This is a genomic window from Quadrisphaera sp. DVD1, assembly GCF_058932755.1.
Genome location: NZ_JBZYWI010000003.1, coordinates 39,849 through 51,502 on the forward strand (window position 1 = coordinate 39,849; position 11,654 = coordinate 51,502).

The window sequence follows — 11,654 nt, forward strand, 5'->3', positions numbered from 1 at the left end:
CGGGTCAGACCGCGGCGGTGACGGTGCGCGGGGCGGGGGCGGGACCGGGATCGCGCCAGACGTCGTCGACGCTGCGTCGCCAGCGCTCGGCCGCGGCGAAGGACTCCTGCGCCGGGTGCACCTCGACCCCGCCGTGCGCCAGGAAGTCCGGCACCATCCGCGGGAGCCACCTGGCCACGAAGCGGCGCACGTTGCGGTCGGCCTGGGCGAAGCGCTCCGGGCCGCTCTGGGACTCGTAGTGCAGGGCGACCGAGCGCGGCTGGTAGGCGATGGTCCAGCCGGCCTCGCGCAGGGCGAGGCACAGGTCGATGTCCTCCATGCCGTTCCAGTAGCCCTGGTCGAACCCGCCCACTGCTTCGAAGGCCTCGCGCCGCACGGCCATGAGGGCACCGGTGACGGCGGGGTAGGTGCACGGCTCGTGGACCTGCAGCTTCTGCGGGGCCTTGCGGTAGTTGACGTGGATCGGCTCGAACGGGCAGTCGGGGTGGTCGATGACCACCACGCCCGAGTGCTGGACGCTGCCGTCGGGGAAGAGCAGCAGGCTGCCCACGGCTCCCGTGGTGGGACTCTCGTCGAGCACGGCCAGCAGCGGCTCGAGCCAGCCCTCGGAAACCACGACGTCGTTGTTGAGGAAGAGCACCACGTCACCGCGGGCTCGAGCGGCGCCCTGGTTGCAGGCCGTCGCGAACCCGAGGTTGACCGGGTTGGTCACCACGGTGACGTCCCCGGACAGGCCGGCGAGGACCTCCTGCGTGGCATCGGTGGAGCCGTTGTCGACGAGGATGACCTCGTACAGGTGACCAGGGGTCTGCTCGGCCAGTGCGGCCAGGCACTCCACCGTGAGGTCGGCGCGGTTGAACAGCGGCACCACGACGCTGACGCGGGGCGCGCTGCCCAGCGGCCCGGGGCACCAGACCCTCGGTGCGGCGGCCCCCGGCACGCCCGGCACGGGCTCGTCGGCCGCCGGCGCCGCGCGCGGAGCCGGGACGCGGGGGCCCTTGGAACGGCGCTCCAGGGGCAGCAGCAGCCGGTGCTCGGCCCAGAGCGCCGCCACGGAGGCGGACTGGTCGAAGCCGGTGAACGCCGCGAGGGCGCGCCGGGCGCGCTCGAAGTACTCCGGCGTGGCGAAGCGGTCGCCGAACCACTCCTCTAGGCCGTCCTCGTCGAACCACTGGACGAACGGTTCGTAGGCCCGTGCCCCGGCGTCGGTGAGCGGACGGCGCTGTGAGACCAGCGGTGTGCCCATCGAGAGCACCAGCGAGGCCCGCACCTGCTCGAACCGGGCCGTGTCGTAGGCGCTGAGGTTGACGACGGCCTTGGCGCTGGCGATGAGGTGGTCGCGCTCCGGGCCGTACAGCGGGCGGTCCGGGGCGGTCACGTCGACGCCGGCCGAGCGGATCCGGTCCAACAGCTCGCGGCGCCGGGGCAGCAGGCTGCCGACGAACAGCAGGTCCAGCGGCCGCGCCTCCAGCGGGACGAAGGGCCCGCGGGGCGCCAGGTGCGGACCGTGTCCGAAGGTGATCAGCGGGACCGTCCGGTCGCCGGCGTAGGCGGCGAGGTTGCCCTCGTGGTAGTCGAGGACCGCGTTCCCGCTGAGCAGGTCGAGGTAGGCGGGCGGGACGCTGGCCCCGCCTTCTCCGAGCTGCTCCAGGTTCACCACGACGCAGGGGAACCGGCGGGCCAGTTCGGGGTCGAACCCGAGGTGGGCCCCGAAGACGTAGTTCACGGCGTCGGGGCGCAGGTGGTTCTCCGCCACGGTCGTGCGGACCCCGAGCTGCTCGAGCTGGTGTCGGAGGTGCAGGAGCGGATCCCGCAGGGCCTCGGCGTGGAGGAACCCCGACGGGCGCACCAGGCAGAGGTTCGCCCGCTCGCCGGCGCTCGCGACCATCTCGTCCTCCGTGGGATGCGGTAGGCGCCCGGCGGTCGTGCCGGGGCGCACCCACCCCATCGGCGGCACCGTGGCCGATCTTGACCCGATCGGGTGACCGTTCCGCCGCCAGGACCGGGCTCAAGCCGGGGCCCAGACCTTCCGATGCAGGCGTCACCGGTCCGCTCCCGTCGCGCGGGCCATCAGGACAGCCGAGGGAGCACGACCATGGACAGCTCGATCCGGGTGTACACCGGTGGCACCTTCGACCTCTTCCACAAGGGGCACGTGGAGCTGCTGCGCCAGTGCCACCACCTGGCCGGCGGCGGCGAGGTCGTGGTGGGCCTGAACACCGACGAGTTCATCGAGCAGTTCAAGGGCCGCCCGCCGATCGTCTCCTTCGCGGACCGCAAGGAGGTCCTGGAGTCCTGCCGGTACGTCAGCCGCGTGGTGACGAACACCGACGGTCCCGACTCGCGGCCGGCGATCCTCTCCGTGGCCCCCCGGATCCTCGCCATCGGCGTCGACTGGGCCCCGCCGAAGGACTACCACGCCCAGATGGGGTTCACGCAGGAGTGGCTCGACGACCACGGCATCGTGCTGGTCTACCTGCACCGCCCGGTCGCGGGCCCCTCCACCACGCGCATCAAGCAGACGGTCCTGGACCGCGCTGCCGCCCCGGGGGCCTGACCCTCCCCCTCCTCCTGGCCGACCGGGCGCCTCCCGCGCCCGGCGTGGGAGGCGCCGGCCGGCGCGCGCCCGTGCCTAGGGTGGGCGGCCGGCCGACGCCGGGAGCCGAAGGAGGGTTCTTGAGGTACTTCTGCGCCACGCACCGCCCCCTGGAGTGGCCCGTGCCGGCCTTCATGGAGGTCGTCTCGGAGACCGGGGGGCTTGGCGACGAGGTCACGGACCTGTCCGCGCGCTACCCCGAGCTGGCCGGCCGAGGCCGCTCCCTGGGCGAGTACGCCACGCTGTTCGGCGTCCGCCGGCTGCTGCAGGACTCCTGGGCCGGTGGCGAGCCCTCGGAGGGCCAGCGCACGGTTGGCATCGGCCACTACCGCCGGTTCGCGGTCACCCGGCCGGTGGGGGCGCCATCGGACGCCTACACCGTGGTCGACCCGCAGACCTTCGCGCAGCTGCCGGACGACGTCTTCCTGCCGCCGGACGGCACGATCGTGCTGCCGGCGCCGATCGACCTGGGCATGCCCGTCGTCAGCCAGTACGGCCGCGTCCACGTGACCCGCGACCTGCTCTTCTTCATGGCCATCGCCACCGACCTCGGCGTCGTGGACGGCCGCGCGGTCTCGGACTTCCTGGGGCAGGACGTCCTCGTCGCGGCGCCCAGCGTGGGCGTCTACCCGGCGCAGTGGCTCGTGCTCGTGCTCGAGGCGCTGGAAGCCGTCACCGACGCCTTCGTGGCGAGCGTGGAGGTGCAGCGCGAGGGCTACCAGCGTCGGGTGCTCAGCTTCTGCTGCGAGCGCCTGCACGCGATGCTCGCAGCGTCGCTGATGTCCTCCTGGCCGCAGGACCAGGTGCTGGTCAACCGCGCACTCGTGGTCACCCCCGAGGACGGCTACCGCGTCGGGCAGTGAGGCCCCGATCCGGTGCCCGGGGACACGCCTCCGCTCAGGCGATGGACGCGATGCGGCGAGCGGGTGCGGGCACCGCCGGGGCCGGCTGGTGCGCGGGGGGAGCCGCGGCGACCGGAGCCGCAGCGGCCTGGGCGGCCACGGCCGCGTAGTACGCCTGGCGGCGGCGGTCGACGACGCTGCCCGGCTTCGCGGCCGGGGTCACCAGCTGCGGGTCGAGCTGGGAGTTCATGCCGTCCTTGAGCAGCGCCAGGCCCTCGGCCCGCAGCTGGCTGATCCGCGAGTCGGTGACGCCGAGCTCGGCGGCCAGCTCGGCGACCGGGCGGTCCTCGAGGAACAGGCCCGTGACGACCACGCGCAGCTTCTCCGGGAGCGCGCCGACGGCGGCGTTGAGGTAGTGCACCTGCTCGGTCTGGAGCAGCTGCTCCTCCGGCCCCGGCCCCTGCTGGGGCAGCGCGTCGGACAGCGTGCCGTCGTAGGCGTCCAGGCTCAGCAGGCTCCGCTCGGCCTCGTTGCGCACGGCGTCGACGTCCTCGGGGGCGCACCCCATGGCGGCGGCGAGCTCCGCCTTGTCCGGACGCCGTCCCAGCTGGGCGGTCAGCTTCTCCTCCGCACCGGCCAGCGCGCGGGCGCGGGAGCGCGCGCCGCGCGGGGCCCAGTCCATGCCGCGCAGCTCGTCGAGCAGCGCGCCGCGGATGCGCAGGGTGGCGTAGCGGCCGAAGGGCACGCCCGTGCTCGCGTCGTAGGCGGTGGCCGCCTGCGCCAGCGCGGCCAGGCCGGCGGAGACGAGGTCGTCGCGGTGCACGTGACCGGGCAGGCGGGCCATCGTCTCGCTCACCTGGTAGCCGACGATCGGCAGGTGGGAGCGGACGAGCTCCTCGACGCCGGCGCGGTCGCGCTGGGCTCGGGCGGGGGGAGTGTGGAGAGGCACGGAGGAGGTGTCGGCCGTTCCCCGGAGAACCTTGAGCCGGGCGGAGGACCCCGCCACGGACGGGCCTCGTCCCCACCCCGGAAACCCTCATCGCCCCGGCCCCGGCGCCGATGGGAGCGGCAGAGGACGACTGGGCCCGACGAGGGCACGACGAGGTGCGGAGGTGGGCATGGGGGTCGCCGAGGTCTCCAACGTGCTCTGGCGCGAGCGGGAGCAGCTGGAGCTGCTGCTGTTCAAGCTGGACGAGGAGCAGATGGTGCTGGCCAGCGGCCGCACCCGCTGGCTGGCGCACGCCACCCGCGAGGTCGAGGTCGTGCTGGGGCAGCTGCGCGACAGCGAGCTGCTGCGCGCCGTCCAGGTCGACGCCTACGCGGCGTCCCTGGCCCTGCCGCCCGGCCCGAGCCTGCAGGCCCTCGCCGACGCCTCCCCCGAGCCCTGGCGCGACCTGCTCCTGGCCCACCGCGACGCGCTGCTGGAGCTGACCACGGAGATCTCCGCGGTCGCCGCCGCCAACCGCGACGTGCTGGCCAGCGCGCAGCGCGCCACCCACGAGACGCTGCTCAGCCTCGGCGGCGGCGTGCAGACCTACGCCCCTCCCGGCCGCGCGAGCTCGCCGGCCCCTGCCCACCTCGTCGACCGAGCCCTGTGAGCGCCCTGACATGAGCAGCTTCGGCAGCATCTCCACCGCCCTGTCCGCCCTGCAGTCCCACCGCAAGGCCATGGACGTCACCGGCAACAACATCGCCAACGCGAACACCGTCGGCTACACGCGCCAGCGCGCCGAGCTGCAGTCGCTGGTCGCCCCCGGCGTCCAGTCGCTGTTCTCCGCGTCGAGGCTCAACGGCAACGGCGTCGAGGTGGCCGGCACCACCCGCCTGGCCGACGCCTTCCTCGACGCCCGCGTGCGCAGCGAGACCTCGAGCTCGGCGTTCCTCACGGGGCAGGCGGAGACCCTCTCCTCCGTCGAGCGGCTGATGTCCGAGCCCGGCGAGGACGGCCTGGCCGCCGAGCTGCAGGCGATGTGGTCGGCCTGGTCCGACGTGGCCGACCACCCCGAGCAGCTGTCCGCGCGCAGCGTGGTCCTGGAGACCACCGCCGCCGCGGTCGACCGGATCCGCACCGGGTTCCAGGGCGTGGAGACGCTGTGGAACCAGGAGCGCGACCAGGCCGTGGCGATGACCACCGAGGTCAACGCCACCGCCGCGTCGGTCGCCGACTTCAACGAGCAGATCCGCGCCGCCACGACCAACGGCGGGGAGCCCAACGAGCTGATGGACCAGCGCGACCAGCTCGTCACCCGGCTCGTCGAGCTCACCGGCGCCAGCTCCGTGCCGGCCAAGGACGGCATGGTCGACGTCTACCTCGGCGGCAACGCCCTCGTCCGCGGCACCGCGGCCGAGCAGCTCGCCGTCAGCGGTCCCCCGAAGATGACCGGGATCGACCCCTCCGACCCGGACCAGCAGGTCCGGCTGGAGTGGCCGGGCGGCGCCCGCGTGCAGCTCAGCGGCGGCTCGCTCAGGGCCAGCACCGAGGCCCTGAACGCGATCCTCCCCGACGCCGCGCACCAGTACGACGCCGTCGCCGCCTCGCTGGCGAAGGGCGTCAACGCCCTGCACGCCGGGGCGCGCGACCTGGACGGCGCCGCAGCGGTCCCCGTCTTCGACACGCAGCCGGCCGGCACGGCGTTCACCGCCTCCAACCTGCACCTGGCGCTCACCGACCCGAAGCAGCTCGGCGCGGCCAGGGCAGGGGCCGGCGTCAACGACGGGTCTGCCGCCGCCGACCTCGCGCGCCTCGGCCAGCCGGGCCAGATGGCGTCCCTGCGCGCCTCCTACTCCGCGCTGGGGAGCGACTACCAGGGCCCGGACGCCGTGTGGAGCGCGAACGTCGTCGCCACCGGGGTCCGGGTGCAGGCCGCCGAGCGGCGCGCGGACGTGGGGCAGCAGTCCCTCGCCGCCGCCGTCGGCGACCAGGTCGCCTCCGCGGGGGTCTCCCTCGACGAGGAGACCGCGAACCTGCTGGTCATCCAGCGCGCCTACGAGGGCGCGGCCCGCGTGCTCACCGCCGTGGACTCGGCCCTCGACACGCTCATCAACCGCACCGGCCTGGTCGGGAGGTAACCATGACCCGCGTCACGCACCGCACCATCCAGGAGAGCACGCTCGCGAACCTGCAGCGCAACCTCACCGCCATGAGCGACCTGCAGGAGAAGCTGTCCAGCGGGCGGAAGATCAACCGCCCGTCGGACGACCCCACCGGCACGGTCAACGCCCTGCAGGTGAGGGCGGACATGCGCACGGCGACCCAGCACGCGCGCAGCGCCGACGACGCCCTCGGGTGGCTCGGGTCCATCGACACGGCCCTGCAGAACACCTCGAGCAGCCTCCGGAACGCCAAGACCCTCACGCTGCAGGCCCTCAACACCGGCACCATGAGCGACGGCTCGCGCGAGGCCATCGCCATCGAGATCGAGGGCATCAAGGCGAGCGTCCTGGAGCAGGCCAACAGCAAGTACCTCGGCCGCTCCCTCTTCGCCGGCACGAGCAGCGCCGAGCGCGCCTACGACAGCGCCCACGTGTTCGCCGACACCGGCGCCGGCACCGGCAGCGTCACGGGCGGCGGCACGGTCGAGCGCCGCGTGGCCGCCGACACCACGGTGCGCGTCGACTCCGACGGGCGCGACGTGTTCGGCGTCGACGCCGCCGCGAGCGGCTCCACGCCGGCACGGATCTCCGTGTTCACCCTGCTCGACCGCATCGCCGACCAGATCCGGAACCCCGGGGACCACCCGGCGGGCGCCCTGGAGGCGTCCGTGAAGGACCTGGACCAGCGGATGGTCACCGTCGCCAGCGAGCTCTCCAGCGTGGGCGCCCGGTACGCCCGGGTGGAGCAGTCGCGCCAGACGGCGGACGACCGCGTGCTCGCCCTCACCGGCTCGCTGTCGGAGATCGAGGCGATCGACCTGCCCAAGACCCTCGTCGACCTGCAGACCCAGGAGGTCGCCTACAAGGCGGCCCTCGGGGCCACCGCCAAGGTGCTGCAGCCCAGCCTCCTGGACTTCCTCCGATGAGCGCAGCGACCATGATGAGCCCCATGAGCCTCGACCTCCCCGAGCTGCGGTTCGTGCTGCCGCTGGCCGGCCTGGAGCACCTGACCCGCTACGCCCTCGTGCGCCTGGACGAGGACAGCCCGCTGTTCTCCCTCCAGAGCCTCGAGGACGACGCGGTGTCGCTGCTGGTGCTGGCGCCGTCGGCCGTCTTCCCCGACTACGCCCCCGAGCTGGACCAGACCGGCCAGGACGCCCTGCGCCTGACCAGCGCCGACGACGCGCTCCTGCTCGTCGTCGTGCGCGCCGGCGACTCCCTGGCCGACAGCACGGCGAACCTGCTCGCCCCGATCGTGGTCAACACGGTCGAGCGCACCGCGGGGCAGGTCGTGCTGACCGGCAGCGACCTGCCGCTGCGGGCGCCGCTCGCCGCCTGAGGCCCCGCCCCGCACCACCGACGATGCTCCTCCGGTGCCGCTCCGAAAGCCCTCCCCGGGCCGGTAGGAGCGGCACGGGAGGAGCATCGCGGCGTCTGGGGAGCATCGTGGCGACGAGCACCGTCCGCTGACGCCGCCCACCCGTTCCGCCGGGTGGCGCGATCCCGTGATCACGACGGGGAGGGGTCGGCCCCGTCCCGCCCCTCCGGCGTGATCATGGGATCCCCGCCACCGGCTCCTCCAGGCCGCGCTCGGCGCACGCACCGTCCGCTGAGGCCGCCCACCCGTTCCGCCGGGTGGCGCGATCCCGTGAGCACGACGAGGAGGGGTCGGCCCCTTCCCGGGCCCCCCCCCCCCCCGCCCGGCCTGCCCGCGCCGGGCCTGCCCGCGCCGGGCCGCGCTCCTCGCACGGGAGGGGACGCCGACGAGGGGTGGCCCGCCCGGAGGCGGACCACCCCTCGCGGGTGGTGCGGTGGTGCGGGACGTCAGGTCAGGACGACCGACATCTGGCCCTTGCCGTAGCCCTTGACGGCCACGGACCAGTCCGCGCGGCCACCGAGGGAGGCCAGGTGCGCGGCCACGTCGGCCGGCAGGGCCTCCTCGGGCGCGTAGTGGACGTAGAGCTTCAAGTGCGGGGCGGTCCCCACGTTGAACAGCGACGCCATGATGTTCAGCACCTCGGCGGCGTTGTCGCGCAGCATGGGGAACAGCTCGCCGTCCTCGACGGCGTCCTGGGCTCCGCCCGGCGGCATGAGGCCGATGGCGGCGCCGCTGTAGGCGGCCATCGCCAGGTCGAACGCGACCAGGGCGCGCATCGACAGGTGGTCGTCGACGTACACGCCGACGAGCGCGGGGTGCTCGGTGACCCGCAGGCCGTCGGAGAAGTCGCAGTCCTTGCCCAGCAGGCCCTCGAGCAGGTCGCGGACGTCCTTGGCGGGGGGCAGCTCGGTGGTGGCGGTGGTCATGGCGGGGTCCTCAGCAGACGGCGGGTCAGCCGATGACGGGCGCGAGCGCCGCGTCGAAGGCGTCGGGGGTGAAGGGCTTGGCGATGAGGAACAGCGCACCGGCCGCCGCGGCGGTGGAGCGCATCTCGTCGCTGCCCTCGGAGGTGACGAAGCCGAACGGCACGTCGGAGCCGGAGGCGCGCAGCGCCCGCAGGCACTCGATGCCGGTCATCTCGGGCATGTTCCAGTCCGAGAGGACCAGGTCGGGCTGCTCGGAGCCGACCTTCTCGAGGGCGTCGCGGCCGTTCTCGGCCTCGACGACCTCGTGGCCGTCGTAGCCGGCCTGGCGCAGGGTGCGGATGACGATCTGCCGCATCACGCGGCTGTCATCGGCGACAAGGATCTTCACAGCGGCACCTCGTTCCGCTCGGTGTGCGACGGCGCCCTGGTGGCGCCCTGCACGGTGATGGTCAGGGACTGGCCGCGCCACTGGGCGTCGACGCGGCAGGTGTCGGCCGGGGAGCCGGCCGGCGGGGTGGGGCCGACCTCGGGGAGGCCGAGAGCGGCGGGACCGGGCAGGACGGACTTGACGTTCCCGCCGAGCACGTTGGCGAGCTCGCCGAAGGCGTCCTCGACGTCCTCGTCCTCGACGTGCTCGGGCGGGTGGGCCCGGAGCACGCAGCGGGTGAGCTCCTCCGCCGTGGCGCGCGCGCAGGTGAGGACGACGGTCCCGTTCCAGGGGCCGACCACCTCCACCCACGCGCTGACGGGCTGCTCCGGCGCCGGCGCCGGCAGGGGCAGCAGCACCTCGTCCTCGCCGACCAGGGCCAGCCACACCTCGTCGGCGATGGACCGGACCGTCTCGGCGTCGAGCAGCTCGTCGATCGTCGGCCGGGTGGCTCCGGTGGTGGCGGCGCTCATGCGGTCACCTCCACCGGCAGCAGCCCGAGCAGCGCGAGCTTGTCGCGGATCGCGTCGGCCGTGAACGGCTTGATGACGTACTCGTGGGCGCCGGCGGCCAGGGCCTTGACGATCTGGCCGTGCTCGCTCTCGGTGGTGACCATCATCAGGGTCACCGAGCGCCAGGCCGGGTTGGAGCGGACGGCCGAGACGAACTGGAGGCCGTCCATCACGGGCATGTTCCAGTCCACGCAGGCCAGGTCGGGGACGTAGCCCCCGTCCATGGCGTCGAGGGCCTCCCGGCCGTGGCCGGCCTGGGCGACCTCGTAGCCGAGGCCCTCCAGGATCCCCCCGACGATGCGCCGCATGGCGCGCGAGTCGTCGATCACCAGTGCACGCACGTCAAGCCCCTCTCACCGGGCGGTAGGCGGAGCTGCGGCCGACGACGACCCGCTCCCAGCTGTCATCGACCCCGAGGGTCGTCTCTGCAGCGCCGAGGAACAGCCATCCGTCAGGACGCATGAGCTGGCGGACCCGGCGCAGGATGCCCTGCTTGGTGGGCAGGTCGAAGTAGATGAGCACGTTGCGCAGGTAGACCACGTCGAACGTCCCGAGCCGCGGCAGGGGCGCCGCGAGGTTGCACTCGCTGGCGCTGACCATCCGGCGCAGGGCCGGCGCGATCTCCCACTCGTTGCCGGCGCGGGTGAAGTGGCGCACCAGCATCGGCGCCGGGAGGCCGCGGTTGACCTCCAGCTGGCTGAAGCGCCCGGCGCGGGTGCGCTCGACCATCTCCCGCGACAGGTCCGTCGCGGTGATCGAGACGCGGCTGGCCGCGGCCGGCAGCGAGTCCTGCAGGAGCATCGCGATCGTGTACGGCTCCTGGCCGCTCGAGCAGGCCGCGGACCAGATGTGCAGCCGCTCCACCGGGCCGCGGGCTGCGAGCAGCGCGGGCATGACCGTCGAGGTCAGCGCGGTGAACGGGTCGCCGTCGCGGAACCAGGAGGTCTCGTTGGTGGTGAGGGCCTCCACGATGCGCCGGGTGCTGGCCGGGTCCGGGCGCGTGCGCACGGACTCCACCAGCTCGGAGACCCCGGCCAGGCCCATCTTCTGGGCGATCGGCAGCAGGCGGGCCTCGACGAGGTACTCCTTGCCGGGCGCCAGGACGATCGCGCTCTCGCGGTGCACCAGCTGGCGCACCCAGTCGAAGCTCGTCGCGGTCAGCGTCACCGCGCACCTCCAGAGGTCGCGGCGTGGGGAACGGGGCTCGGGCTGGTGGCCAGGGGGCGGGCCGCGGGCAGGTTCCGCTGGACGGCCTCGGCCACGCGGTCCAGCGGGAGGACCTCGTCGGCGAAGCCGGCCTGGGTCACGGCGCCGGGCATCCCCCACACCACCGAGGTGGCCTGGTCCTGGGCGATCACGTACCCGCCGGCGTCGCGGATCTGGCCGGCGCCGATGCGCCCGTCGGAGCCCATGCCGGTGAGGACGACGGCCAGCACGGCGCCGTCGTACGCGGCGACGGCCGAGCGGAAGAGGACGTCGACGGCCGGGCGGCAGAAGTTCTCCGGCGCGCCCTGGTTCAGCGCGGTGCGACGGCCGCCCCGGCCGGAGGTCACGGTGAGGTGGAAGTCGCCGGGGGCCAGGTGGACCACGCCGGGCACGAGCGGGGTGCCGTCGACGGCCTCGACGACCTGCAGCGCGCACAGGCGGTCGAGCCGCTGGGCGAACTGCGTCGTGAACACCGGAGGCATGTGCTGGACCAGGAGGACCGGCACCGGCAGCGACGCCGGCAGCAGCGGCAGGACCTTGGACAGGGCCTCCGGACCGCCGGTGGAGGAGCCGATCACGAGGACGGCGGGCTTCTTGCGCTGCCCGGTGCGCGCCGGTGCCGGCACCTGGGGCGCCGGCGCCGCGGCCGCGCGGGCGGGAGCGGCCACCGGGCC

At 74.1% G+C, this 11,654-nt stretch carries 14 protein-coding genes; 6 read left to right on the forward strand and 8 right to left on the reverse strand.

All coding sequences use genetic code 11. The annotated features are described in order from the left end of the window. Positions 1-4: 4 nt before the first annotated feature. Entirely contained in the window at positions 5-1,888 is a 1,884-nt protein-coding gene (locus AC5FZL_RS00815) for a glycosyltransferase (RefSeq protein ID WP_493616659.1), read from the reverse strand. A gap of 207 nt (positions 1,889-2,095) precedes the next feature. On the opposite strand from AC5FZL_RS00815, the gene AC5FZL_RS00820 reads away from it, so the two are divergent. Both AC5FZL_RS00820 and AC5FZL_RS00825 read left to right on the forward strand, forming a co-directional pair. Further along, positions 2,096-2,557 (forward strand): FAD synthase family protein, encoded by a 462-nt coding sequence (locus tag AC5FZL_RS00820; RefSeq protein ID WP_493616660.1) that lies wholly within the window; start codon positions 2,096-2,098, stop codon positions 2,555-2,557. A 119-nt stretch (positions 2,558-2,676) separates the two neighbouring features. Then, positions 2,677-3,459: a hypothetical protein gene (locus AC5FZL_RS00825; RefSeq protein WP_493616661.1), complete on the forward strand. Its 783-nt coding sequence runs from the start codon at positions 2,677-2,679 to the stop codon at positions 3,457-3,459. 34 nt (positions 3,460-3,493) lie between these two features. Here the strand turns inward: AC5FZL_RS00825 and AC5FZL_RS00830 are convergent, their stop codons facing one another. Beyond that, on the reverse strand, positions 3,494-4,387 hold the full coding sequence (locus AC5FZL_RS00830) for a sigma-70 family RNA polymerase sigma factor (protein WP_493616662.1): 894 nt from the start codon (positions 4,385-4,387) through the stop codon (positions 3,494-3,496). 169 nt (positions 4,388-4,556) lie between these two features. Between AC5FZL_RS00830 and AC5FZL_RS00835 the strand changes: the two genes are divergently transcribed. Genes AC5FZL_RS00835 through fliW form a run of 4 tightly spaced genes read left to right on the forward strand, consistent with a single transcriptional unit; the run spans position 4,557 to position 7,870 of the window. Then, entirely contained in the window at positions 4,557-5,036 is a 480-nt protein-coding gene (locus AC5FZL_RS00835; RefSeq protein WP_493616663.1) for a flagellar protein FlgN, read from the forward strand. 10 nt (positions 5,037-5,046) lie between these two features. Beyond that, positions 5,047-6,507: a flagellar hook-associated protein FlgK gene (gene flgK / locus AC5FZL_RS00840; protein ID WP_493616664.1), complete on the forward strand. Its 1,461-nt coding sequence runs from the start codon at positions 5,047-5,049 to the stop codon at positions 6,505-6,507. A 2-nt stretch (positions 6,508-6,509) separates the two neighbouring features. Then, positions 6,510-7,457, forward strand: a complete 948-nt coding sequence (gene flgL / locus AC5FZL_RS00845) for a flagellar hook-associated protein FlgL (protein WP_493616665.1) — start codon at positions 6,510-6,512, stop codon at positions 7,455-7,457. After that, positions 7,454-7,870, forward strand: a complete 417-nt coding sequence (gene fliW / locus AC5FZL_RS00850) for a flagellar assembly protein FliW (RefSeq protein ID WP_493616666.1) — start codon at positions 7,454-7,456, stop codon at positions 7,868-7,870. Before flgL ends, fliW begins: the two co-directional genes overlap by 4 nt. Before the next feature lie 485 nt (positions 7,871-8,355). On the opposite strand, the gene AC5FZL_RS00855 is transcribed toward fliW, so the two are convergent. The 6 genes from AC5FZL_RS00855 to AC5FZL_RS00880 all read right to left on the reverse strand — a co-directional run. Beyond that, on the reverse strand, positions 8,356-8,835 hold the full coding sequence (locus AC5FZL_RS00855) for a hypothetical protein (protein WP_493616667.1): 480 nt from the start codon (positions 8,833-8,835) through the stop codon (positions 8,356-8,358). A gap of 25 nt (positions 8,836-8,860) precedes the next feature. Further along, positions 8,861-9,223: a response regulator gene (locus tag AC5FZL_RS00860; protein ID WP_493616668.1), complete on the reverse strand. Its 363-nt coding sequence runs from the start codon at positions 9,221-9,223 to the stop codon at positions 8,861-8,863. After that, a complete protein-coding gene (locus tag AC5FZL_RS00865) occupies positions 9,220-9,735 on the reverse strand; it encodes a chemotaxis protein CheX (protein ID WP_493616669.1) in 516 nt (171 codons plus the stop codon). Before AC5FZL_RS00865 ends, AC5FZL_RS00860 begins: the two co-directional genes overlap by 4 nt. Then, the gene (locus tag AC5FZL_RS00870) at positions 9,732-10,115 is read right to left on the reverse strand and encodes a response regulator (protein WP_493616670.1); all 384 of its coding nucleotides are present in this window, start codon (positions 10,113-10,115) and stop codon (positions 9,732-9,734) included. Before AC5FZL_RS00870 ends, AC5FZL_RS00865 begins: the two co-directional genes overlap by 4 nt. 1 nt (position 10,116) lies before the next feature. Then, complete coding sequence (locus tag AC5FZL_RS00875; RefSeq protein WP_493616671.1) at positions 10,117-10,941, reverse strand: CheR family methyltransferase; 825 nt, start codon at positions 10,939-10,941, stop codon at positions 10,117-10,119. Further along, a partial coding sequence (locus tag AC5FZL_RS00880; protein WP_493616672.1) for a CheB methylesterase domain-containing protein occupies positions 10,938-11,654 on the reverse strand: 717 nt, incomplete at its 5' end. The genes AC5FZL_RS00880 and AC5FZL_RS00875, both read right to left, overlap by 4 nt.

Coding starts and splice junctions, on each gene's coding strand:
- AC5FZL_RS00815 (WP_493616659.1), bottom strand. CDS start 1,888: ATGGTCGCGAGCGCCGGCGAGCGGGCGAACCTCTGCCTGGTGCGCCCG.
- AC5FZL_RS00820 (WP_493616660.1), top strand. CDS start 2,096: ATGGACAGCTCGATCCGGGTGTACACCGGTGGCACCTTCGACCTCTTC.
- AC5FZL_RS00835 (WP_493616663.1), top strand. CDS start 4,557: ATGGGGGTCGCCGAGGTCTCCAACGTGCTCTGGCGCGAGCGGGAGCAG.
- flgK (WP_493616664.1), top strand. CDS start 5,047: ATGAGCAGCTTCGGCAGCATCTCCACCGCCCTGTCCGCCCTGCAGTCC.
- flgL (WP_493616665.1), top strand. CDS start 6,510: ATGACCCGCGTCACGCACCGCACCATCCAGGAGAGCACGCTCGCGAAC.
- fliW (WP_493616666.1), top strand. CDS start 7,454: ATGAGCGCAGCGACCATGATGAGCCCCATGAGCCTCGACCTCCCCGAG.
- AC5FZL_RS00855 (WP_493616667.1), bottom strand. CDS start 8,835: ATGACCACCGCCACCACCGAGCTGCCCCCCGCCAAGGACGTCCGCGAC.
- AC5FZL_RS00865 (WP_493616669.1), bottom strand. CDS start 9,735: ATGAGCGCCGCCACCACCGGAGCCACCCGGCCGACGATCGACGAGCTG.